The sequence below is a fragment of the Chlorobaculum parvum NCIB 8327 genome, assembly GCF_000020505.1.
GTDB lineage: Bacteria > Bacteroidota > Chlorobiia > Chlorobiales > Chlorobiaceae > Chlorobaculum > Chlorobaculum parvum_A.
Window position 1 is genome coordinate 910202 of sequence record NC_011027.1, and the last position, 23313, is coordinate 933514.

Consider the following 23313-nt stretch of genomic DNA (forward strand, 5'->3'; position numbering starts at 1 on the left):
TCCCCACATGATTCAGCCCGAAAAGAAATCTGAAGTTCGAGAAGCGCTCTTTTCACTCAGTCCGTGGGTGCTTCGCGTGCTGCTTTTCAGTATCGTTACCAATATCCTCGTTCTTACGCCAAGCGGTTATATGCTTGAGGTCTATGACAGGGTGGTCAACAGCCGGAACCACCAGACCTTGCTGATGCTGACCATTCTTGTCGTTGGTCTCTACCTCATGCTCGAAGCCTTGGAATGGGTGCGTTCCGGCATTATGCAGGAGGCCGCGTTCTCGTTTGACCGCCGAATGCGTCGCCGTGCGTTCGACACCGCGTTCGCCGCGCGCCTGAAGAATCTTCCCCTCGGTGCTGCATCCCAGGTGACAGCCGATCTCAAAACGGTCAGGGATGCGATCTCTTCGCACGTTATCCTCTCCTTTATCGATGCGCCGCTTGCCTTGCTGGTGCTGATTATCCTTTTCCTGATGCATCCGCTGCTTGGGTGGTTTTCGGTGATTGGTGCGGTTGTTCAGGTGATGATCGGTTTTTTCAACGAACGGCGTATTCGCGAACCGCTTTCGAAGGCAACGCGAGGTTCGAATGCTTCACAGATTTATGCCGGAAGCATTCTGCGCAACGCCCAGGTGATCCGTTCGATGGGGATGCTTGGCCATCTGCGTGAGCGTTGGCTGGCAAAGCAGCGGGAGTTCATCGCCAATCAGGCGGACGCTTCTGATACGGCGGGTACCAATGCGGCTTTATCGAAGCTGCTGCAATCGCTGCTAAGTTCCTCGTTGCTCGGTATCGGCTGCTGGCTGACGCTGGAGGGGAATCTGGGGGGATCGGGGATGATCGTCGGTTCCATTCTCGGTGGCAAGGTGCTCAGCCCGCTGGTGCAGATCATTGCCAACTGGCGGCAGGTTGAAAACGCCCGCGAGGCGGTTGTGCGTCTCGATGGCATGTTGCGCTCCTTTCCGGCTCCCGAGAGCGCAATGGCGCTTCCCGCCCCAAAAGGAGCGCTTTCGGTCGAAGGCGTGATTGCCGGGGCGCCTGGTAGCCCGGCGCAAATTCTCAAAGGCGTAGGTTTTCGCGTTGCGCCTGGTGATTCGCTGGCTGTGGTCGGACCGTCAGCATCAGGCAAAACCACGCTGGCCCGCCTGCTCACCGGCATCTGGCCTCCGATGACCGGTAAGGTGCGGCTCGACGGCAGCGACATCTACGCATGGAACAAGGAGGAGCTGGGGCCGCACGTCGGCTATATGCCGCAAACCGTTGAGCTGTTCGACGGCACCATCGCAGAAAATATTGCTCGGTTCGGTAAGCCGGACGTTGACAAGGTGCAGGCAGCCTGCCAGATGGTAGGGCTTGATGAGTTCATCGCGAGTCTGCCGGACGGATTCGATACGCGAATCGGTGAAGATGGGGCGTTTCTCTCCGGTGGTCAGCGCCAGCGCGTGGCGCTTGCCCGCGCGGTCTATGGCATGCCCAGCTTCGTGGTGCTTGACGAGCCCAACTCAAACCTCGATACCGACGGCGACGCGGCGCTCATCCACACACTTCAGCAGCTCAAGAAGGCTGGAAGCACAGTGATTATCATGACGCATCGCATGAACATTCTTCAGGTTGTAGGCTTCATGCTGGTGCTGGTCGACGGCCAGATCAAGCACTTTGGTCCGAAAGAGCAGGTGCTCGCCGCGCTCAAGGGTCAGCAACCGTCAGCGTCTCAAGCCGCGCCAAAACCTCAGCCGCAGCAACCCCAAGGTATATCACTGATTCCAGCTCCTGGAGGACAGGCATGAAGCCGGGGTCGTGGTTCGATAAAAGCGAGCTGACGCGTCGCCTATGGTCGTTCCGCAGGGAGTTTCTCTGGGTCGGCCTGTTCAGCATGATCGCCAATCTGCTGATGTTGACCCCGACGCTCTACATGCTGCAACTCTACGACCGCGTCCTTAAGGGCCGGAGTGAGCTGACCCTCATCGTCGTCACGCTGCTCATGGTGTTTTTTTACGGGATCATGGTAGTGGCCGAGTGGCTGCGTTCGAGGCTGCTGGTGCGCGGCGGTGTGCGGATGGACGAAGCGATGAACGCTATCGTTTTCAATGCCAGCTTCGAGAAAAATCTCAAGCAGGCGGGTTCAAATCCATCCGAAGCGATGGGCGATCTTTCGGCGATCCGCCAGTTCCTGACTGGCAACGGCATTTTCGCCTTTTTCGATATCCCCTGGACGCCCATCTACATTGCGGTTATCTTTCTGCTCCATCCCGTGCTCGGCTGGATTTCGATCCTGTTCAGCATCATCCAGCTCGTGGTGGCCTGGGGGAACCACAAGGCGACCATCAACGATATCGAGCGGTCGAGCAAGGCGGGTAGTGAGAGTAACGCCTACTTCTTCAGCAAGCTGCGCAACATCGAGCCGATCCACGCGATGGGCATGACCGGCAGCCTCCGCGAGCAGTGGATTGCCAGGCATGAGCAGGCGCTGGCTTACAACGGCGAAACCTTGCACAAGCAGCACCGGCAGCAGGCCTTTTCAAAGTTCGTACGCTACGTCATGCAGTCGCTGACGCTTGGCGCGGGTGCCCTGATGGTCATCAACGGTGAGATGAGCGCCGGCGGGATGATTGCCGGCAACGTGCTCATGTCGCGTGCGCTGCAACCGCTCGACTTGTTGATCGTTGTCTGGAAGCCCTTTATTCAGGCTCGTGACGCTTTTTCCCGTCTCGAAAAGCTGTTTGGCGATTTTCCGGAAGCCGCGCCAAAACCGGAGCGCCCGGCCCCGCAGGGAGATGTGCGGATTGACGGCCTTGTCGCCACCGCGCCTGGACGGACGGAGCCGATCCTGCACGGTCTCGATGCTACCTTTGCCCCCGGGACGGTTACGGCGATCATCGGTCCCTCTGGCTCGGGCAAGTCAACGCTGGCCCGCTGCCTGGTCGGCGCGTGGCCGGAGACGCAGGGGCGTGTGCTGTACGACGAGCAGCCGATCGAGAGCTGGAACCGCGAAGAGCTTGGCCCTTCGATCGGATACCTGCCGCAGGATATCGAACTGTTCGAGGGCACGATTGCCGAAAACATTTCCCGCTTCGCAGAGACCGATTCGTCGAAAGTGATTGAAGCCACGCAGCGTACCGGTATTCACGAGGCGATTCTGCGCTTTCCGAACGGCTACAATTCGCAGATCGGCGAGGCGGGCGGAATGCTTTCGGGCGGTCAACGCCAGCGTATCGGCCTCGCACGTGCTCTGTATGGCAATCCCTCGGTAGTTGTGCTTGACGAACCGAACTCAAATCTTGACGATGCGGGTGAAAAAGCGCTCGTAAAGGTGCTGAACGACTTGAAAGCTTCCGGCAAAACGGTCGTGCTGATTACCCACCGCATGAACATTCTCGGGGCCGCCGACCGGCTCATGGTGATGAAAGAGGGGCGGATCGAGCATTTCGGCCCGCGTGACGGCGTGCTCGAAGTGTTGAGCGCGCAAAAAGCGGCAGCTAAACCAGCGTCAAGACCAGCCCCGAAACCTGCACCAGCCGAACAAAACGTAGAAGGATAAACGAAGCTGAACATGAAGACAGGCGACTTTTTCAAAGGCAAGCAAGACGCGAAATCCGGCGACGAGAACGGCGCGCTGGAGCCCCGGCACACCGACACCCGCAGTCCGGTGCGCATCGGCATCATCGTGCTCATCATCGGCTTCGGCGGCTTTCTGCTCTGGGCTGCGTTCGCCCCGCTGGACGAGGGGGTGCCTTGCCAGGGGCTGGTGAGCATCGCTACCAAGCGCAAGGTGGTGCAGCATCGCTATGGCGGCACGGTGACCGCAGTGCACGTGCAGGAGGGGCAGCATGTGAAAAAGGGCGATCTCTTGATTCTGCTCGACGACCAGACGGCCAAAGCCCGATATGTCGAAATCCATCAGCACTATCTCGGCCTTCGCGCAGCCGAGGCGCGTCTGCTTGCCGAAGAGCGTGGTGCTTCGAAGATGACACTGCATCCTGACTTGTTGTCCGATCCCGACCAGGAATTGGTCAAGCGTCTGGTCAGGACGCAAAAGGAGCTGCTGCAATCGCGCATGGAGATCATGAGGCTGATGCAGGCGCAGCTTGCAGGTATGAAGAGCCTTGCTGCAGAGGGGTTTGCGCCGTTGAGCCAGCAACGCGACCTTGAAATCAGGATTGCGCAGTTGCGTGCCGACAGTCAGTCGGAACTGGCCCGAGTGCAGAACGAAGTCAAAGCCGATGCGGAGAAATCGAAGGCGTTGGCCCAGGAGCTTGCCGATACCCGGATCACCTCTCCGGCAGACGGTCAGGTTGTCGGACTTCAGGTGCAGACTGTAGGCGCGGTGATCCAACCCGGGCAGAAGGTGATGGATGTCGTGCCGCTCGACGAGCCCCTGCTTATCGAGGCAAAAATCGCGCCGCATCTTATCGATAAGGTACGTACCGGTCTGACAGTTGATCTCCACTTCACAGCGTTTTCCCACACGCCGCAAATGGTTGTTCCCGGCAAGGTCGAGTCGGTGTCAAGCGATTTGCTGACTGAATCTCCATCCGGCGCGCAGCCGGCCGTCTCCTACTATCTGGCCCGTATCGCGGTGACGCCCGAGGGGATGCAGGAGCTTGGTGATCACAAGATCCAGGCGGGCATGCCGGTGCTTGCGGTTATCAAAACCGGCGAGCGTTCCATGCTCACCTATATCCTTCACCCGCTGATGCAGCGCATGGCGGCATCCCTGAAGGAGGAGTAAGAAATCATGGCGCTAACGATTCGACATTTTCTTATGCGCAGTTCGGGCAGAAAGAGCAGGAAGATGGCGTTTTTGCTTGTTCTCGTTCAGTTCTTTTTGCCAATGGCAGCACAGGCCAAGTCCCTCTCGTTGAAAGAGGCCTACGAACATGCGTTGCAGTATGACGCGCAGTACCGTTCCGCCGAGGCCGACACCCGGATCGCCAAAGAGGAGGTTTCGAAAGCGGCGGCAGCCTTCATGCCCAACATCAAGGCAGCTACTTCGAAAGGACGCAGCCGTACCGACAGCGAGACTCCCTACAGCTCCAGGGAGGGTGTCTATTACAGCACTCAAAGTCACAGCGTTTCACTCCGCCAGCCGCTTTTCAATCTTGGCAGCATTGCATCCTGGAAACAGGCCCACGCCGTGAAAGCCAAGAGCGAAGAGCTGTTCCGCAGCGAGCACGCTTCGTTGATTGTCCGGACGGCCGAACAGTTTTGCAATGTGCTCTTTTCGCAGGACAACATTACCTTCGCCAGCGCCCAGGTCGAAGCCACAAAAGAGCAGCTCGAACAGTCGAAGAAACGGTTTGAAAAAGGGTTCGGCACCATCACCGAAATCAACGAGGCGCAGGCAAGCTTCGATTTGGCGGTTGCCGATCACGCCGATGCCATTGCCGGTCTGGAAAACAGTTCCCGCGAACTTGAACGCATCACCGGAATTTATACCGACGAGCTTTGCCGGCTCGATCCGGAGCGCCTTGTCCTTGCCCGCCCGGAACCGCAGAATGTCGAAGCCTGGGTGGCGCTTGCAGAGGAGCATAACGGCAGGATCGGTGCGGCGCGTCAGGAGGTTGAAATCACTCGCAAGGAGATCGACAAGACCAAAGCTTCACGGTATCCCCAACTCGATCTCTGGGCCGGACGAAGCTATTCGGTCAGCGAGAACAACTATACCATTGGCTCGACGTATGATACCTGGTCGGTCAACGTGCAATTGAGCATGCCGATCTATACCGGTGGGTACACCAGCGCCGCTGTTCGCCAGGCTTGGGCTCGCCGTCTCAAGGCGCAGGAAGGGCTTCATTTTCAGGAACGGGAGTCGCTTACCAGAGTCAGGCGTTACTATCAGGCCCAGATCAACAGCATCGCGCAGGTCAGGGCATATGAACAGGCAGCCAAATCTGCTGAAATCGCCCTTGAAGGCACCAGAAAAGGGTTTCAGGCCGGTTTCAGGACTAACGCCGAAGTGCTCGATGCGGTGAAGAAACTGTATGATATCCGGCGAAGTCTTGCCCGGGCGCGATACCAGTATATCCTCAACAGGCTCATGCTCAGGGATGCGGCCGGATTGCTCAGCGAGTCTGATCTTGACGGGATCGATGAGTTTTTTGTTCTCGCTGGCTCATAAGTTTTACCTGTTCTGCCGCTGACCCGGCACTTCTGCCCGTTTTGCCGTTTTATCTCTTTGTGACTGAAAAGAGCTTTCCATGGTCATGATCTCTTCGTTCAAGAGCCCGTGGCGTGGGGTAATGGATCGTTTTGCAAACGATTGTCGTTAATGTTTTTACTTGATATTCGAGGAATCATCACTTTTTACCTCTGACTTGTCACTGGACATGAACGACCAATTATTCAAGAAGGTATTGGGATATATTGAATCGGAAAGCTATTTGATGGCATACCGCGAGCTGCATAAACTTGCCGATGAATACATGCCGCTCGCAACCCGTATGGACTTCGATGCTCTGCACTCCTCTCTGAGCATTATTATCGGTGAGAGGTCCGGGTACCCCGATATAGCCGACCAGCTTGCCGATACGGCAGGGTTTTACGAAAGATTGGCATATCTGTTGACCAAAAAGCTTCTCGGTGATGATGAGGCGGGTGAAAAAGCCGATACTCTCATGCTCTGTGTGGTGGCTTTCGGCAACCACAGGCGGAATTGAGTGTTCCGGCATCGTGGGTTAGCTCGGTGCAGACCTGAAAAGCCGTGAATCCCATCACATTTCCGTATCTGTCCGTAGAGGCTTCAGGCGGTTCACATCCCATCTTTTTTTATGGATGAGCGCATGAACATCCGAAAATATTCAGGTTGCAGGCGAGGTGCAGTATGACCGAAGCTTTGGGCGTTGTTTTCACTATTATTTTGGCCTCCTGGTCGGTACTGCTCGACGCTGCACCATGGGTGCTGTTCGGATTTTTGGTTGCTGGTCTCGTCAAGGCGTTTGTGCCCGAAGAGTTGGTGCAGGCTCATCTTGGCGGCGGCTTGTGGAGTATCGTCAAGGCTTCGGCGATCGGCGTGCCGATTCCGTTGTGCAGTTGCGGGGTGATTCCTGCGGCGGCTGGCCTCAAAAAACAGGGCGCGGGGAAGGGGGCGGTGGCCTCGTTTCTTGTTTCCACCCCGGAGACCGGCATCGATTCGATTGCGATTACCTACGCCTTGCTCGATCCCCTGATGACCATTTTCAGACCCATCGCGGCGTTCGTGACGGCCATCGCGACCGGTGTCTCTGTCTCGTTTACCGGCAAGGCTGAGCCAGCAGCACCTGCAACGGAGTCTGAGTGCGGTACGCAGGATTCTGGCTGTTCATGCGGTTGTGGTCACAAGAAAGTCGAGAAGCCGGGCGTCGTTCAGAAAATAAAATCGGGCCTTTCCTTTTCTTTCGGCGAATTGCTTGGCGATGTTGGAGGCTGGCTGCTGGGCGGCGTGCTGCTTGCGGGCCTGATTTCGGTTTTCGTTTCCGGGGAGTTTGTCGAGCGTTACCTGTCGAACGATGTTGTCGCCATGATTATGATGCTGGCGATTTCGGTGCCGATGTACGTCTGCGCCACCTCGTCAACGCCCATTGTCGCAGCGCTTGCGCTCAAAGGCATTTCGCCCGGCGCGGCGCTTGTGTTCCTGCTTGCCGGTCCGGCGACCAACGCCGCCTCGTTGCCGGTGATCTCGAAACTGCTCGGCAAAAAGGGCACGGTGGTTTATCTGGCGGTTATCATCGTGATGTCGCTCCTGTTCGGCATCCTTGTCAATCACCTCTACGGCTGGCTTGGCTTCGATCCGAAGCATTGGGCGACCGGCGCTGCGCGCGAGGAAAGTGGCGTACTGGCCATTTCGTCAGCCATTCTGCTCATTTTGCTGATACTGCGCACTCGCATCTCTTCCTGGCGAACGGCTCGTCAGCGTTGATCTTACGCTTCTTTTTTGCCGACCGGCGCGAGGTAGATCGTGAACTCCTCTTTGCCGTCCACGTCGATTAATTCGTCCATTCCATCCTGATGATATGCCGCGATGGCGCAAGTGCCCGCGCCGATGGCCTCGCAGGCGAGGTAGAGGTTCTGGCAGACGTGGCCCGCGTCGAGTGCGATCACCTTATGCGCGGCGAGCCCATAGCGCCACTCCATCCGGTAGGGAAGCGCCGTCCAGATGAAGGTGACTGCAGCGTCGCCTGTGAAGCGCTGCCCGAGCGTTGCCTGGACGATGCTTTGTTCGAGCTGGTCCGGCGCGTGCGAAAAAAGCAACGCATGTTCGAGCGGCAGATAGCGATAGATGCCTTTCTCCAGCCCTTTGACGTTCAGCACGCAGAGGTAGGTCTCGAAAGCGTGACGGCACCCCGCAGAGGGTACCGTCCGCAAGGCGTGGCCCGCGTCGAGCTTCAGCCGGACACCCTGCGTTGCCCAGAGCAGGAGCGAGAGTTCGTCGAGCGAGAGCGGTTCATCGGAATAGAACCGGCAACTTTCGCGTTGCCCGATGGCTGACCAGAGGTCGATGTTGCCCGCAAGCTTCGCCTTTTCGAGCGGCGGCAGGGGGATCGTCTCCGCGCCTTCCGGAATCGGCTTTTCAAGCGGCGGCGGCGGAATGCGACGGTTCTGGTCGGTCTGCGAGAAGTCGATGCGCTGCCGGATGTTGTCTTTCAAAAACTCGCGGTAGTGATCGATGAGCTGCTTGTTCATGTTTGTTGGATTTATGACAATTTTGCCGCCCTGAGTCTGAGCGAATTGGTGACGACCGAAACGCTGCTTCCGGCCATCGCGATGCCGGAGAAGGCCGGGTTCAGGAAGATACCGTAGAATGGGAAGAGCGCTCCGGCGGCGATCGGAATGCCGATGACGTTGTAGATGAAGGCCCAGAAGAGGTTCTGGCGGATGACTCGCATCGTTTTTTTCGAGAGCGTGATGGCTTGCGTGACTTTGCCGATGTCACCGCCGAGCAGCGTGATGCCTGCCGATTCGATGGCGATGTCGGTGCCGCTGGCGAGCGCGATGCCGACGTCAGCCTGCGTAAGCGCCGGGGCGTCGTTGATGCCATCACCGGTCATGGCGACCGTCCTTCCTTCAGCCTGTAACTTTTTGATGGCGTCAGCTTTGTCGCCGGGCAGCACTTCGGCGACGACCTCGTCAATGCCCGCCTGCCGGGCGATGAACTCTGCTGCGTGGCGGTTGTCGCCGGTGAGCATCACCACGCGCTTGCCCATCCGTTGCAGTTCAGCGACCGTCTCTTTGGCCTCGGGCTTCAGCGTGTCGGAGAGCGCGATGAGGCCGAGCGTCTTGCCGTTTTGCTCGATGATCACCACCGTTTTGCCCTCCTGCTGGAGCCGTTCGATCTCCGGGCGAGCGCTTTCGTTGCCTTCAGGCTTGCGCACCCTGACCGGATCGTCGCCGAGCTTTGCATCGACGCCGACTCCTTCGAGCGCCTTGAAATCCGAAACCTTCAACGGCTCGATATTTCGCTCCTTCGCTGCGGTGACAATGGCCTGGGCGAGCGGGTGTTCCGAGTGTTTTTCGATGCCTGCCGCCAGCGCGAGCAGTTCGTCAGTCTTGTCATTCTTGTCAAATGGCTCGATGGACGTGACTGACGGCTCGCCTCGTGTGATGGTGCCGGTTTTGTCGAATACGACGGTATCAATTTTGCTGAGGGTCTGGAGGTTCTCGGCGTTGCGGACGAGGATGCCGTGCTTCGCGCCGAGGCCGGTGCCAACGATGATCGCCGTCGGCGTGGCGAGGCCGAGCGCGCAGGGGCAGGCGATTACCAGAATACCGACTATCGCCATGATGCCGTAGGAGAGAGCGCTTTTGAAGCCGAGCGCCGGGGTGCCGATGCCGAGCCAGAGAAGAAAGACCAGTACGGAAACGACGAGCACCGTTGGTACGAAGACCGCGGCTACCTTGTCGGCCAAATTCTGCACCGGCGCTTTCGACCCCTGTGCATCCTCGACCATCGAAATGATGCGGGCGAGCATCGTCTCCGTGCCCACCCCGGTGGCCGTGAAGGTGAACGCGCCCTGCTTGTTGATGGTGCCGCCGATCACCGTGTCGCCTTCGTGCTTGTCCACCGGAACCGGTTCGCCGGTGATCATCGACTCGTCGATCGACGAACTGCCCGAAAAGATCACGCCATCGACCGGCACCCGGCCACCCGGCTTGACGACGAGCATCGTGCCCTCGACGACAGTTTCGACCGGCACTTCGGTCTCTTTTCCGTTATCATAAACGATGGCAGATTTTGCCTGTAAGCCGACGAGCTTCTCGATCGCCTCGCCGGTTTTGAGCTTCGAGCGGGCTTCGAGGTATTTGCCGAAGAGCACGAAGCCGATCACCACGATGGCGGCATCGGCAAAGCTCTCGTGCGGCAGGCCAAGCCGGTCCCGCAGCGTCGGAAAGAGAATTGAAAAAGCGCTGTAGCTCCACGCGACCAGCGCGCCCATGCCGACCAGCGTGTCCATGCTGGCCGTTCCTGTTCGGGCGAATGTGCCGACACCCTTGAGAAATGGCTCGCCGATACGGAACACCACCCACGCCGCAACCAGCAGCGTGATGGAGTGCCAGGTCTCCATATCGATGGGGAATTGGGGAATCGAAGGAACGAGAGCGGCGACGGTGTGCCACATCATCACCGCGAAAAAGAGCAGCGCCAGCGGCAGCGCGACCTGCACCTGACGCTTCTGGTGGAGCAGTTCATCGAGCTTCTCCTGCTTTTTCGATGCGTGTCGGTCAGTTGGGATCTCCTGCGCGGCGGATTTCGGGGGCGTTTCCTCAACCAGTGAAAAGCCGTACTTGCCGAGCAGCTCGTTCATCACCTTGATGCCCAACGGCTTTCCGGTGAACTCGATGCGCGCCGTTTCAGTCGCCAGATTGACATCAGCTTTCGCAATGCCGTCGAGCGCCGAGAGCTTTTTGGTAATGATCGCCACGCAACTCGCGCAGTGCATTCCTTTGACCGAGTAGGTGCGTTTGGTCATGGTTGGTTTTCGTGGGTAGTAACAATTATAAATTACTACCCCAGCCAACCTCAATGGTTCCTTTGCATTTGGTGAGCATGTTGTCCACAATGTCCACAACGCGCGGGCGCACGCCGTGCACCCGTACAGGGGAAAAATTCAAAGTGGCGTTGAGGTGGTTCGGATCAGGGTAGGCGCGAGGCCTACCCCTACAACACAAAGGGTGGACGTTTTCCGATTTTCCGGAATAGTGATTCGCAAATCGTCCATACAGGCAGAATTTTGTGTTTATCCCGTAGGGGCGGTTTTACGCCCGCCCTTTTGGTTTGCCGGTCAGGCATGGGGGCCCGCCCCTACAATTCACCCGTCAGGCGTCTTCGCCTTCGGTTTTGAATTCCGAGGTCGAGTGGAACTCAATCTCTGGGAAATCCTCTTTGGCGATTTTGAGCATCCATTCGGTTTCGGCGAAGAAGACCGGGTGTTCCTCCTTGTCGAGGGCGATGACGTTGGCGCGGCGGCGCATGAATTCGTCGAGCTGCTCCTGGTTGTCGCTGGTGATCCAGAAGGCTTTGTGGAAGCGCAGGGGCATGAAGGAGCACTGCGCGCCGTATTCGTGTTCGAGCCGGAACTGGATGACGTCGAACTGGAGTTCGCCGACCGTACCGACGATCTTGCGCGTGCCGTATTGCACGAAGAGCTGTGCCACACCCTCGTCGGTGAGCTGGCGGATGCCCTTTTCGAGCTGCTTGGTCTTGAGCGGGTCGCGGTTTTCGAGCACCTTGAAAATCTCCGGCGAAAAGCTCGGAATGCCCCGGAAATGCAGCGCTTCGCCCTCGGTGAGCGTGTCGCCGATCTTGAGCGAACCGTTGTCGTACAGGCCGATCACGTCGCCCGCCCACGCTTCGTCGATGACGCTTTTTTCCTGCGCCATGAACTGCGTCGGGTTGGAGAAGCGCAGCTTCTTGCCGAGCCGCGTGTGCTGGTAGAACTTGTTGCGCTCGAACCGTCCGGAGCAGATTTTGAAGAAGGCCGTGCGGTCGCGGTGGTTCGGGTCGAGGTTGGCGTGAATCTTGAAGACAAAGCCACTCAGCGCCGGTTCGGAGGCGTTCACCATGCGCTCGGTCGCCTCGCGCTCGTGCGGGCAGGGGGCGACGCTGATGAAGGTGTCGAGCAGTTCGTGGACGCCGAAGTTGTTGACCGCGCTGCCAAAAAAGACCGGCGCGAGCATCCCTTCGCGATACAGCTCCAGGTCGAACGGCTCGTAGACGCCATCGATCAGCTCCACGTCTTCGCGAAGTTTCGCGGCGTTGGCTGTCCCGACCCAGTCGGCAAGTTTCGGATCGTTGATGCCCTCGATGTCGGTGAGCTTCTGGCCGATTTTCGTGGAGGTGGCCTCGAACAGGTTCAGCGATTTGTCAAACAGGTTGTAGACGCCCTTGAAGTTCTGCCCCTGACTGATCGGCCAGGTCATCGGGCAGGTCTGGATGTCGAGCTTCTCCTCCAGCTCGTCGAGCAGCTCGAACGGGTCGCGCCCCTCGCGGTCGAGCTTGTTGATGAAAATAATCACCGGTGTGTGGCGCATCCGGCACACCTCCATCAGCCGCTCGGTCTGTTCCTCGACGCCCTTCATACTATCGACGACGAGGATGACACTATCGACAGCCGTCAGCGTGCGATACGTGTCTTCGGCGAAGTCCTTGTGGCCCGGCGTATCGAGAATGTTGATGCGCTTGCCGCGATACTCGAAGCCCATCACCGAAGTCGCCACCGAAATGCCGCGCTGCTTTTCGATCTCCATGAAGTCGCTGGTCGCCGATTTGCGGATCTTGTTGCTCTTCACTGCGCCCGCCGTATGGATCGCGCCGCCGAACAGCAGCAGCTTTTCGGTGAGGGTGGTCTTACCCGCATCCGGGTGGCTGATAATAGCGAACGTCCGCCGCCGAGCGATCTCCTTTGCTAACTCCATGCTTTTCGTCTCTCTGTCTGATGTGTCAAGTCCGGCTCTCTGTGATAAGGGCGGAAAATATTAAAAAATCGGGAATATCGGGCATGGGTGGAGAGTGGGGGAGCGTCTTTCAGAATGGTAATGGCCGCGTTTTGTCTTGGGCAGCTGGGAACATTGCGTTCGAGCCTTTAGAAATTCCAGGCAACGTTGTTGTGGTGGGGCCATATTTAGTTCTGGACTGAGGTTGATAGGAACCCTGCGCTTGCGAGTTCAGTACGAGGATTTTTCCCGCAATAAAATTCTTGTTCTTGTTCGTGCTTTTAGCTGAGGAACGGATCGCATTGCATTGACATGATGTTGTACGAGTCAATGAAACAACCTCTCGAACAGCCTTTATAAATGGTTTAAAGCGTTTTTTTGAAAACGGCTCTACGAAACACGGACGCGTGTTTTCATGCCTGATAGTTTGTCCCCGCGTGAATATTATGAGCCCCCCATATAAAATTCATCGAATAAAAAGTTGTAAAGAGTATATAAGTTGTTGAAATGAGTTATCTTTACCTGTTATTTTAATGATAATTTCATGCATCTTATCATGTCTCGGATTAAGAACTCTGCGTCTTATTTTTTTGTATAGCCTTATATGGAAGCATATATGCAACATTGGGCCGATAATAATCAACGATCAAAAACACGGAGATTACCTTTTTATGATGTTGCCTATAGATGTTACTATTCGTAAAGCTGCTTCGGATGATTACCAGGGGATTCTCGATGTGATGCGTCCCTGGAATATGCATCATGTTCCTTCCCCGGAAATGCCCGAGATTGACATGAACTGTTTTTTCGTCGCTGTGCGTGGGAAAGAAATCGTAGGTGCGTCGGGTTACGCGATTCAAAGTGACGGGACAGCAAAAACTACTCTCCTTGGAGTACTTCCTGCGTTTAATGGCACCGGAATTGGCAAGGAACTGCAACTGGCGCGTATGCGTGAGATTCACACCCTAGGAGTCAGGAGCCTCGTGACGAATGCCGACCGACCGGAAGTAATTGCCTGGTATCAGCGCAATTTCGGGTATCGTCCCATCGGGTACGTCAAGAAGGTCATGAGTTTTGGTGATCCGGACTTGGACCAGTGGACGACTCTACAGACGGATCTGTATGAATTTTTCGACGATCAACCCAGCAGGGAAACTCATCGTCAGGCATACATCGAGGCTAATGATCCGCCTCCATTAGGGCCATATCAGCCGCTTGTAATCAATGTTTGTCTGACAGGGATGATCCCGCAAAAGGAGTTTACGGCTTACGTTCCTGTTCATCCCGAGGAGATTATCACGCAAGCCGTCGAGGCCCACGATCTCGGCGCCTCTATTGTTCATTTACACGCTCGAAACCATGATGGAACGCCTACTTCCAACCCTGCCGTATTCGAGCAGATCATTTCCGGAATTCGGCGTGAGCGTCCTGACCTCATCTGTTGTGCAACAACGTCAGGGCGTGGGGGGCTCTCATTCGAGGAGCGAGCAGCCGTGCTCCATCTGGAAGGCAATGCCAAGCCTGACATGGCGAGCCTGACACTGAGCTCACTGAACTTCAATACAGGGCCTAGTGTCAACGGCCCATCGACCATTGAACGCTTGGCTCAGACCATGAAAGAGCAAGGTATCAAACCGGAGCTTGAAATTTTCGATGCTGGTATGATCAATTTCGCTCGATACCTTGAGCGTCATCGAATTATCGGTGGCACCAAATACTTCAATATCCTGCTTGGCGGTATCAGTTCGGCGCCAGCGACGATTCACAGTCTCTCTTATCTCGTGCAGAGTCTTCCGGGCAATTCCATATGGTCGGCAGCAGGACTTGGAGGGTTTCAGTTGCCCATGAATACCATCTCGATGGCTGCAGGCGGTCACGTTCGCGTGGGGCTTGAGGACAACGTGTATTTTGATGCAGCTCGAACTAGGCTGGCCACCAACGCCGACCTGGTACGGCGTGTCGTACGTGCTGCAAAACTTCTTGAGAGGCCTATCGCTTCTGTTCAAGAGACGCGACGATTACTTGGTCTGGGTACTACAATTAGCCAACATAAAATGAAGTACTAAGTAAGATTGGTAAAGCTATGCCTAATAAGAGGATTGTGATTATAACGAACGCAGGCTCATTTAAAGGTTCTCTAATAGAGTGGATGGCTGGCTGCTGGACTGATGCCGGTTACTCTGTAGAGTTTATTTCTAATCTGAAGACAAAGGTAGAAGCTGATATTGCTTTTCTTCATGTTGATTTGACTCAAGTCCCATTGACTTATTTGGACTTCTCGAAAAGGTTTCCTGTTGTAATAAACAGGAATACCGACAGCATTAGTAAAGAGCTTTTCAGTAATCAGATTGTAGAACAGCCTTTTGGTTATGATGGAAAAGTGATTGTAAAAACGAAAGAAAATTTTGGGGGTTTATCAGAGTTATACAGAGGGGATTGTTCAATAATAAGACGTAAAGCTATGGTTATAATCAGGGATATTGCTTTATCAAAATCCCTGAATAGCCGCTTTTTAAAATCTTTTTTTTGGAAAAACGTACGAATTCTCGATCCTAATAATTATCCGATTTTCGATTCAATAAAAGATGTTCCTCCGGGGGTATGGAAAAATCCCCGCTTGATCGTAGAAAAGTTTTTACCTGAACAGGATGCAGATGGGAGGTATGTCTTGCGGCACTGGTATTTTTTCGGTGATAAGGAGTTCAATAGAACACTATCATCTTTTAATCCAATACCAAAATGGAGCAACCTGAATGAGGAAGAGAAAAAACGGTCTCGAGAAGAATGGTGGAACATAGAAATTGTAAGTAACGCAAATGTTCCTCAAGAGGTCCGTGCTGTTCGTGAAAAACTCGGTATGGATTTTGGCAGAATAGACTGGGCTTTAAATGATGGCAAGCCAATAGTATTCGATGCAAACAAGACGCCGGGCGGGATTGGGGTAAGATCATTTGATTCAGATTTAGACCGTAAACGCCACTCTCTTATCTGCGAGTTCTCTGAGGGTGTTGAATATTTTAAGGTATAGTAGTTGTGTATTACCTGTATTGCGGGTGTTTTATGGCAGCCTCTCGCACTGCTTCCTGGCGGAGAGGCCTGCGTAGATTTGGGTGATCGAGAGCGAACCCCAACATTCGTAAATGAAATCGCCTGACCAGTCGATCAAGCCGATCCGGCGCGGTCAGTTTCGTAGGGTTTCGTCCTTGGGGGCTTCGGGAATTTCCGTACTTTTTCCTGATAAACGCACAAACATTTCACCAGGATCGCGATGTCATAGGGCTTCAGTGGGCTGCTTCTGGCATCTATCATCGCCTCTCCCACACATTCATCCTAACCCAAAATCATGCAATCACTTGAAACCCTTCTCTTGCAAGTCGCCGATGTTGTCTGGGGCATTCCGCTGCTGGTGGCGTTGTTCGGGACGCATCTGTTTCTGACGTTCAGGCTCGGCATTATCCAGAAGCATCTGCCGGAGGCGATTCGGATCTCTTTTACCCGGACGAGCGAAGGGGAGGGGGAGATCAGCCATTTCGGGGCATTGGTGACTTCGCTGGCGGCGACGATTGGCACGGGCAACATCGTCGGCGTTTCGACCGCCGTGGCGCTTGGCGGGCCGGGGGCGGTGCTGTGGATGTGGCTGACCGGCGTGTTCGGCATCGCGACCAAGTATGGCGAGGCGCTACTGTCGGTGAAGTACCGCGTGATCGGCGAGGATGGCTCGGTGGCTGGCGGGCCGATGTATGTGCTCGAAAAGGGGCTGAATATGAAGTGGCTCGGCGTGCTGTTCGCGGTGTTCACCGTCGTGGCGTCGTTCGGGATCGGCAACATGGTGCAGTCCAACTCGATTGCGTCGCTGCTTGAGGCGAAGTACCAGGTGTCGCCGTGGCTGACCGGCGTGGTGCTGACCGTGTTCACCGGTGTGGTGATTATCGGCGGTATCAAGTCCATCGCCCGCGTATGCGAGTACCTCGTGCCGTTTATGGCCGCGCTCTACCTGCTTGGCTGCATCGTGTTGCTGGTGATGGGCCACCACTCGATTGGCGAGACGCTCGGCGTGATCTTTAGCTCGGCGTTTTCGGGACAGGCGGCGTTTGGCGGATTCGCGGGCGTCGGCGCGCGCGAGGCGGTGCGGTACGGCATTTCGCGCGGGTTGTTCTCCAACGAGTCTGGTCTTGGCAGTGCGCCTATCGTAGCGGCGGCGGCGCAGACCACCAATCCTGTTCGTCAGGCGCTGATCTCCTCGACCGGCACCTTCTGGGATACGGTGGTGGTGTGCGCCGTGACCGGCATCGTCATCGTCAATTCGGGAGCGTGGACGACCGGCCTGAAGGGTGCGGAACTGACCAACGCGGCCTTCGCGGACATGGGGGCTGTCGGACCGCTGGTGCTCTCGTTCGGCCTGCTGACCTTCGTGTTTTCGTACCATCCTCGGCTGGTCGTACTACGGCGAGAAAGCGCTCGAATATCTTGCGGGCAAGCGTGCGATCAAGCCCTATCGCTGGGCCTGGGTCGCGGCGGTGATGATCGGCTCGGTTGCTTCGCTGCAAGCGGTCTGGACCTTCGCCGATATCGCCAATGGCCTCATGGCGGTGCCGAACCTCGTTTCGCTACTGTTGCTGAGCCCGGTGATCGCCAGCGAAACGAAAGCATACTTCGCGCGGCGGGAGTGAAAGAGGGAGACCCGGAGGCAACGGAACGGCAAGCGTACAAGTGCATGGCTTTGCGTTCGGACAAAGAGGCAAAGAGGTGATTCGGGGGAGGGCAGCTGCGAGGGCTGCCCCTACTTTTTTCTGGAAGGTTTGAAAAAAAATTCTATTTTGGCTCACCTTCCATCAACACCATCAAGATAAGGACAGTCAACTATGAATTTTAACCCGTGGCACCACGTCGAAATCGGTGAAGAGTGTCCGAATGTCGTTAATGCGATCATCGAAATTGCCAAAGACAGCAAAACCAAGTACGAGCTGGACAAAAAGACCGGCATGCTGAAGCTCGACCGCGTGTTGTTCTCCTCCGTTCTTTATCCCGAAAATTATGGCTTTATCCCCAAAACCCTCGGTGAAGACCATGATCCGCTCGACATCGTCGTTGTTTCGCAGTGCTCCATTGTGCCGATGTGCATGGTGAAGGCCAGAGTGATCGGCGTGATGCGCATGATCGACCATGGCGAGGGCGACGACAAGATCATCGCGGTGGCTGAAGACGATATGAGCGTCAGCGGCATCAACGATATTGGTGATCTCGGCAAGCACTTCAAGATGGAGCTTCAGCACTTCTTCGAAGAGTACAAGGCGCTCGAAAACAAAACTGTTCTGGTCGAGAATTTCCAGGACGCTGCAACCGCAAAGCGGATTCTGCTCGAATCGATCGATAGATACAGCAAGACCTTCGTCTGAGGGGCCTCGCATCGCGATTGTCCATTTTTCAGGGCGGCATAAAACCTGTGTTTTATGCCGCCTTTTTGATTGCATCATCCGATATTGAGACTCGATCAGTTGTTCGTTGTTGCTTTGTACTCAGAGGCTTGCTGCTTTATTTGGTGACTTGGTAAAATAAAGTATATGGCAGCTTGTATAATGTTGATAAGTTCATATAGGTCTCCTGAGCATGCGAGGTGGCTATGGTGCCAAAAAGCGAGATTTTATCTGGATGTATCCCTTTTTGACGTTTTAAATCATTTATATAAAAAGTTTTACGGGTTTTTATACGGAAATGTCGATTTTTGCGTTAATGGTGTAATCCGTCCGCAAAAGTTTATAAGATTTGTCTTTAGGATGTTGTGGACGGAATGTTGATAACTTGTTGATTGCTGTGGAGATTTCGTGTCTGTGGTGCTTTCGCGTGGCATCCTCAAGAGAAAAGTGATATATTTGCGGTTCATTTTTTGATCAACAGTTTTTTACGGAAAAGACCAGATTCTCATGATAGAACTCTCCCCGCAGGAACTGAAGTCGAGGGCTTCACGCATCAGACTTGTCCTTTCGGACAATGACGGGGTTTTTACCGATAACGGCGTGTATTACTCGGAGAGAGGCGAGGAGTTCAAGCGCTTTTCCATTCGTGACGGCATGGGTGTCGAGCGCCTTCGTGCTCATGGCATTGAAACCGGCATTATGACGGGCGAGGTCTCTCCAAGTCTGGTCAAACGGGCCGAGAAGCTTCATATCACGAGCCTTTATCTTGGCGTCAAGGACAAATTGGCCCGACTGGAGGACGTGCTTCGTGATACCGGCCTTGACGTTTCCGAAATTGCCTATATCGGCGATGATGTCAACGATCTCGGTATCATGAACGCTATCGCACCATTTGGCCTGGTGGCCTGCCCCGGTGACGGGATGCATCTGGTGGAGCCGAGCGTTCACTATCGATGCACCGTTTTCGGCGGGCGTGGCGCGTTCCGGGAGTATGCCGAATTACTCATTTCCCTGCGAGCTTCATAATCGCACGTTCGTTCCAGAGAACTCATCATTCTTTATTATAAATCCGAGGGCGTGCAGTGCGCGCTTTCCACTATCTGATCGGTGTTATTTATGGCTGAAGTGAAAATGGGAAATCGGATGGTCGGCGACGGCCATCGGGTTTACGTTATTGCAGAGATTGGCATCAACCATAACGGTTCGCTCGAAGTGGCCAAAAAGCTGATCGATGGCGCCGCCCAGGCCGGTTGCGATGCGGTCAAGTTCCAGAAACGGACGCCGGAGCTGTGCGTTCCGATGGATCAGCGGCAGATCGAGCGCGATACTCCGTGGGGGCGCATGACCTACATGGATTATCGTTACAAGGTGGAGTTCGGTTTCGACGAGTATTCGGAAATCGACGAATACTGCCGTGAGAAAGGGATTGCCTGGTTCGCTTCGTGCTGGGACGAAGAGGCGGTCGATTTCATGGAGCAGTTCAACCCGCCGTGCTACAAGGCGGCTTCGGCATCGCTGACCGACCTGACGTTGCTTAAGAAGACTAGGGCGACTGGTCGTCCGCTGATGATTTCGACCGGCATGTCAACCATGGAGGAGGTCGATGCGGCGGTTACAGAGCTGGGCAGGGAGAACCTGCTGATCGCGCACACCAACTCGACCTACCCCTGCCCGGTCGAGGAGCTGAACCTTCGCATGATCCACACGCTTCAGCAGCGCTATCCCGACAATCCCATCGGCTACTCGGGCCACGAGGTCGGGCTGGCTACGACGTGGGCGGCCGTGGCGCTTGGTGCAACCTTCATCGAGCGCCACGTGACGCTCGACCGCGCCATGTGGGGCTCCGATCAGGCGGCGTCTGTGGAAATTTCCGGTATGGCGCGCCTGGTTGCCAACATCCGCGACATCGAAAAAGCGCTCGGCGACGGCGTCAAGCGTGTCTACGAGGGCGAGGCGGCAGCACGCAAAAAGCTGCGCCGCGTTTGAGCTTCCTTTCTTTTTTACTACCAAGTGCCCGTGTTTCGGGCACTTGCGTTATTTGCTCCTCACCCTTAAATTTACCCCGAAAATTCTCCCATTCGCCATCGTTCCAGGTCTTGGCCTGCAGGCGAAATCCGATTAATTCCAAACGATGACTGCAATGAGTGAACATACTTCCTCGGCAAAGCAATTTGAATACAAGGCCGAAATGAAACAGCTTCTGGACCTGATCGTCCATTCGCTGTACACCCACCCTGAAATTTTTCTCCGCGAGCTGATCTCCAACGCCTCCGATGCGCTCGGCAAGGCGCGTTTCCGGATGCTTTCGTCCGACGAGGGCATTGACAAGTCGGGTGACCTGAAGATCACGATCACCGTCGATAAAGAGTCCGGCAACTTCGTGATCGAGGACACCGGCATCGGCATGAGCGAGGAGGAGTTGATTGCCAACCTCGGCACGGTGGCCAAATCGGGTACGCTCGGCTTCATGGAGTCGCTCAAGGCGCAGCAGAAAGAGGGGCAGCCGCTCGACGCAAACCTCATCGGCCAGTTCGGCGTCGGCTTCTACTCGGTTTTCATGGTGACCGACGAGGTGACCGTCGAGACCAAAAGCGCCGAGGCCGGTTCGCAGGGGTGGCGCTGGGTTTCGTCCGGTCAGGGCACCTACACCATCGAGCCGATCGAGCGCGAGGCTCGCGGTACGAAAATTTCGTTCACCCTCAAGGAGGAGTTCAAGGAGTTTGCCGAGGAGTATCGCGTCGAGCAGATCATCAAGAAGTACTCCAACTTTGTGGAATATCCGATCATGCTCGGCAGCCGCCAGATCAACAGCATGACCGCCCTCTGGCAGCGCCCGAAGAGCGAGCTGAAAGAGGAGGAGGTCAACGAGTTCTACAAGTTCATCTCCAACGACTACAAGGAGCCGCTCGACTACCTGCACGTGTCGGTCGAGGGCGTGGTAAGCTTCAAGGCGCTGCTTTTCATTCCTTCCGAAGCGCCGATGGAGCTGCTCTATCAGCAGGGTGCACTTGAAAAACGCGGCCCGCAGCTCTACGTCAAAAAGGTCCTGATCCAGCACGAGTGCCGCGATCTTCTGCCGGAATATCTCCGTTTCGTGAGTGGCGTGGTCGATACCGAAGACCTGTCGCTGAACGTTTCGCGGGAGCTGGTGCAGTCGAGCCCGGTGATGGCGAAGATTCGCCAGATTCTTACCAGCAAGCTGCTCGGCTGGTTCGACACGCTCGCCAAGGAGCAGCCGGAAAAATTCCGCACCTTCTACAAGGCGTTCGGCACCATCCTGAAAATCGGTCTCAACACCGATTTTACGAATCGTGACAAGCTCATCGAGCTGCTGCGCTTCGAGACCACCAAGACTGGCGAGGGCGAATACGTCACGCTCAAGCAGTATGTGGGGCGCATGGCCGAGGGGCAGGAGGAGATCTACTACCACTCCGGCAACAGCCGCGCCCAGATGCTGGCGCACCCGAACCTCGAGTACTTCCGCAAGAAGGACATCGAGGTGCTCTTGCTCTCCGACCCGGTCGATGTGTTCGTGATTCCCTCACTCTTCGAGTATGAGAAGAAGCCGCTCAAGTCGATCGAGAAAGCCGAGATCGATGCCAGCACCATCGAGCCCGAGGCCGAAAAGCTCGGCGCGGAGGGAACCGTCGGCGTGATTTCGCTTTTCAAAGAGGTGCTCGGTGAGCGCGTGGCCGACGTCGTAGAGTCCAAACGCCTCGTCAGCTCGCCCGTGACGCTGGTGAGCGCCAAGGACGCGATGGACAGTCAGATGGAGAAGGTGATGAAGATGATGCAGCAGGATGCCGACATGCCTGGCGCCAAGAAGGTGCTCGAAGTCAACACCGCGCACCCGATCATCAGGAACCTCGCCGGCAAGCAGGCGGTCGGTATGTCATCCGATCCGATCGTGCGTGCTGCTGTCATGCAGCTTTTCGACAGCGCCATGCTGCTTGAGGGTGATCTCGAGTCGGTTTCTGATTATGTGTCGCGCATGAACGAACTGGTCGAGGCGGCTACCAGAGCCTGATCGTTCCGCGTCTATTGTAAGTCCTTTGTCAGCCTGCTGCGACGTCCGCGGTAGGCTGATTTGTAATTCACTAACGCCACGCTATCCGTGAATACACTCAACGAACAGCAAACGCGGCTGATTCTCGGCTTTCAGAAAAACGAGATCACCGAGCACCATATCTACAAGAACCTCGCCAAGCGCATCGAAGGGGTGAAGAACCGCCGGATTTTTGCGCAGATTTCCGATGATGAGCTTCGCCACTACAATATCTGGAAAAAGTACACCCAGCAGGATGTGGCGCCGAGCAAGTTCAAAATCTGGTTCTACTCGCTGATCAGCTTGCTGTTCGGCTTCACGTTTGCCGTCAAGCTGATGGAGGGTGGGGAAAAGGCTGCACAGCACGCCTATGAAAAAATGTCCGATCTTGGCGATGAGATCAGCAACGTCATCAAGGACGAGGAGGAGCACGAACAGGCGCTGCTTACGCTGCTCGATGAGGAGCGGCTCCAGTACACGGGCTCGATCGTGCTTGGCCTGAACGACGCCCTTGTGGAGCTGACCGGCGCGTTGGCAGGCCTGACCTTCGCCTTGCAGGATACCAGCCTGGTGGCCTTGACAGGGCTGATCACCGGTTTTGCAGCCGCGCTTTCGATGGCTTCGTCGGAGTACCTCTCCACGAAGGCCGAACCCGGCGCGAAGAATCCGGTCAAGGCCTCAATTTATACCGGCGTGGCCTACATTCTGGCCGTGGCCGTACTGATCATTCCCTATTTCGTGCTGTCGAATATTTACCTTAGCCTCGCCTTTGCATTTGCGGGTGCTTTGCTCATCGTGGCGCTGTTCAACTTCTACGTTTCGGTTGCCAAAGGGGTGCCGTTCAGGAGCCGTTTTCTTGAAATGGCCGGGCTGATCGTGGTGGTTTCGGGTATCAGCTTTTTGGCTGGCTTGGCTATGCGGTTCTTTTTCGGGATCGAGGTATAGATTGTTTTGTTCC

At 55.7% G+C, this 23313-nt stretch carries 16 protein-coding genes and 1 pseudogene; 14 read left to right on the forward strand and 3 right to left on the reverse strand.

The features are described from left to right. The first annotated feature begins 7 nt into the window (after positions 1–7). The 6 genes from CPAR_RS04310 (at position 8) to CPAR_RS04335 (ending at position 7884) form a co-directional block, all read left to right on the forward strand. Positions 8–1777, forward strand: coding sequence for a type I secretion system permease/ATPase (locus CPAR_RS04310; RefSeq protein WP_012502086.1), 1770 nt, complete (start codon positions 8–10; stop codon positions 1775–1777). Next, positions 1774–3528: a type I secretion system permease/ATPase gene (locus tag CPAR_RS04315; protein ID WP_012502087.1), complete on the forward strand. Its 1755-nt coding sequence runs from the start codon at positions 1774–1776 to the stop codon at positions 3526–3528. Before CPAR_RS04310 ends, CPAR_RS04315 begins: the two co-directional genes overlap by 4 nt. Positions 3529–3540: 12 nt before the next feature. After that, complete coding sequence (locus tag CPAR_RS04320) at positions 3541–4719, forward strand: HlyD family efflux transporter periplasmic adaptor subunit (protein ID WP_012502088.1); 1179 nt, start codon at positions 3541–3543, stop codon at positions 4717–4719. 102 nt (positions 4720–4821) lie between these two features. Beyond that, on the forward strand, positions 4822–6108 hold the full coding sequence (locus CPAR_RS04325; RefSeq protein WP_198002632.1) for a TolC family outer membrane protein: 1287 nt from the start codon (positions 4822–4824) through the stop codon (positions 6106–6108). 160 nt (positions 6109–6268) lie between these two features. Next, complete coding sequence (locus CPAR_RS04330) at positions 6269–6646, forward strand: hypothetical protein (RefSeq protein ID WP_041466128.1); 378 nt, start codon at positions 6269–6271, stop codon at positions 6644–6646. Positions 6647–6810: 164 nt separating this feature from the next. Next, positions 6811–7884: an SO_0444 family Cu/Zn efflux transporter gene (locus CPAR_RS04335; protein WP_012502091.1), complete on the forward strand. Its 1074-nt coding sequence runs from the start codon at positions 6811–6813 to the stop codon at positions 7882–7884. 2 nt (positions 7885–7886) lie between these two features. On the opposite strand, the gene CPAR_RS04340 is transcribed toward CPAR_RS04335, so the two are convergent. From CPAR_RS04340 to CPAR_RS04350, 3 genes are all read right to left on the reverse strand, one after another. Then, positions 7887–8648 carry a SagB/ThcOx family dehydrogenase gene (locus CPAR_RS04340; protein ID WP_012502092.1) on the reverse strand — a complete coding sequence of 254 codons (762 nt, stop codon included), beginning with the start codon at positions 8646–8648 and terminating at the stop codon, positions 7887–7889. 11 nt (positions 8649–8659) lie between these two features. Next, on the reverse strand, positions 8660–10933 hold the full coding sequence (locus CPAR_RS04345) for a heavy metal translocating P-type ATPase (RefSeq protein ID WP_012502093.1): 2274 nt from the start codon (positions 10931–10933) through the stop codon (positions 8660–8662). A 346-nt stretch (positions 10934–11279) separates the two neighbouring features. Beyond that, complete coding sequence (locus CPAR_RS04350; RefSeq protein WP_012502094.1) at positions 11280–12878, reverse strand: peptide chain release factor 3; 1599 nt, start codon at positions 12876–12878, stop codon at positions 11280–11282. A 689-nt stretch (positions 12879–13567) separates the two neighbouring features. Here CPAR_RS04350 and CPAR_RS04355 point away from each other — a divergent pair. The 8 genes and pseudogenes from CPAR_RS04355 to CPAR_RS04390 all read left to right on the forward strand — a co-directional run bounded on the left by CPAR_RS04355 (position 13568) and on the right by CPAR_RS04390 (position 23300). Next, positions 13568–14962, forward strand: a complete 1395-nt coding sequence (locus CPAR_RS04355; protein WP_232203941.1) for a GNAT family N-acetyltransferase — start codon at positions 13568–13570, stop codon at positions 14960–14962. Positions 14963–14979: 17 nt separating this feature from the next. After that, a complete protein-coding gene (locus tag CPAR_RS04360; protein ID WP_012502096.1) occupies positions 14980–15924 on the forward strand; it encodes a hypothetical protein in 945 nt (314 codons plus the stop codon). A 315-nt stretch (positions 15925–16239) separates the two neighbouring features. Then, positions 16240–17566: pseudogene (locus tag CPAR_RS04365) on the forward strand (alanine/glycine:cation symporter family protein). Between the two features lie 192 nt (positions 17567–17758). Further along, on the forward strand, positions 17759–18292 hold the full coding sequence (locus CPAR_RS04370) for an inorganic diphosphatase (RefSeq protein ID WP_012502098.1): 534 nt from the start codon (positions 17759–17761) through the stop codon (positions 18290–18292). 525 nt (positions 18293–18817) lie between these two features. Then, positions 18818–19336: a KdsC family phosphatase gene (locus CPAR_RS04375; protein WP_012502099.1), complete on the forward strand. Its 519-nt coding sequence runs from the start codon at positions 18818–18820 to the stop codon at positions 19334–19336. 90 nt (positions 19337–19426) lie between these two features. After that, positions 19427–20296 carry an N-acetylneuraminate synthase family protein gene (locus CPAR_RS04380; protein WP_012502100.1) on the forward strand — a complete coding sequence of 290 codons (870 nt, stop codon included), beginning with the start codon at positions 19427–19429 and terminating at the stop codon, positions 20294–20296. Positions 20297–20450: 154 nt separating this feature from the next. After that, the gene (htpG, locus tag CPAR_RS04385; protein WP_012502101.1) at positions 20451–22337 is read left to right on the forward strand and encodes a molecular chaperone HtpG; all 1887 of its coding nucleotides are present in this window, start codon (positions 20451–20453) and stop codon (positions 22335–22337) included. Positions 22338–22424: 87 nt separating this feature from the next. Further along, positions 22425–23300, forward strand: coding sequence for a VIT1/CCC1 transporter family protein (locus CPAR_RS04390; protein WP_012502102.1), 876 nt, complete (start codon positions 22425–22427; stop codon positions 23298–23300). Positions 23301–23313 lie beyond the last annotated feature (13 nt).

Coding starts and splice junctions, on each gene's coding strand:
- CPAR_RS04335 (WP_012502091.1), top strand. CDS start 6,811: ATGACCGAAGCTTTGGGCGTTGTTTTCACTATTATTTTGGCCTCCTGG.
- CPAR_RS04360 (WP_012502096.1), top strand. CDS start 14,980: ATGCCTAATAAGAGGATTGTGATTATAACGAACGCAGGCTCATTTAAA.
- CPAR_RS04380 (WP_012502100.1), top strand. CDS start 19,427: ATGGCTGAAGTGAAAATGGGAAATCGGATGGTCGGCGACGGCCATCGG.
- CPAR_RS04350 (WP_012502094.1), bottom strand. CDS start 12,878: ATGGAGTTAGCAAAGGAGATCGCTCGGCGGCGGACGTTCGCTATTATC.
- CPAR_RS04345 (WP_012502093.1), bottom strand. CDS start 10,933: ATGACCAAACGCACCTACTCGGTCAAAGGAATGCACTGCGCGAGTTGC.
- CPAR_RS04310 (WP_012502086.1), top strand. CDS start 8: ATGATTCAGCCCGAAAAGAAATCTGAAGTTCGAGAAGCGCTCTTTTCA.
- CPAR_RS04325 (WP_198002632.1), top strand. CDS start 4,822: ATGGCAGCACAGGCCAAGTCCCTCTCGTTGAAAGAGGCCTACGAACAT.
- CPAR_RS04315 (WP_012502087.1), top strand. CDS start 1,774: ATGAAGCCGGGGTCGTGGTTCGATAAAAGCGAGCTGACGCGTCGCCTA.
- CPAR_RS04355 (WP_232203941.1), top strand. CDS start 13,568: ATGATGTTGCCTATAGATGTTACTATTCGTAAAGCTGCTTCGGATGAT.
- CPAR_RS04375 (WP_012502099.1), top strand. CDS start 18,818: ATGATAGAACTCTCCCCGCAGGAACTGAAGTCGAGGGCTTCACGCATC.
- CPAR_RS04320 (WP_012502088.1), top strand. CDS start 3,541: ATGAAGACAGGCGACTTTTTCAAAGGCAAGCAAGACGCGAAATCCGGC.
- CPAR_RS04340 (WP_012502092.1), bottom strand. CDS start 8,648: ATGAACAAGCAGCTCATCGATCACTACCGCGAGTTTTTGAAAGACAAC.
- CPAR_RS04370 (WP_012502098.1), top strand. CDS start 17,759: ATGAATTTTAACCCGTGGCACCACGTCGAAATCGGTGAAGAGTGTCCG.
- htpG (WP_012502101.1), top strand. CDS start 20,451: ATGAGTGAACATACTTCCTCGGCAAAGCAATTTGAATACAAGGCCGAA.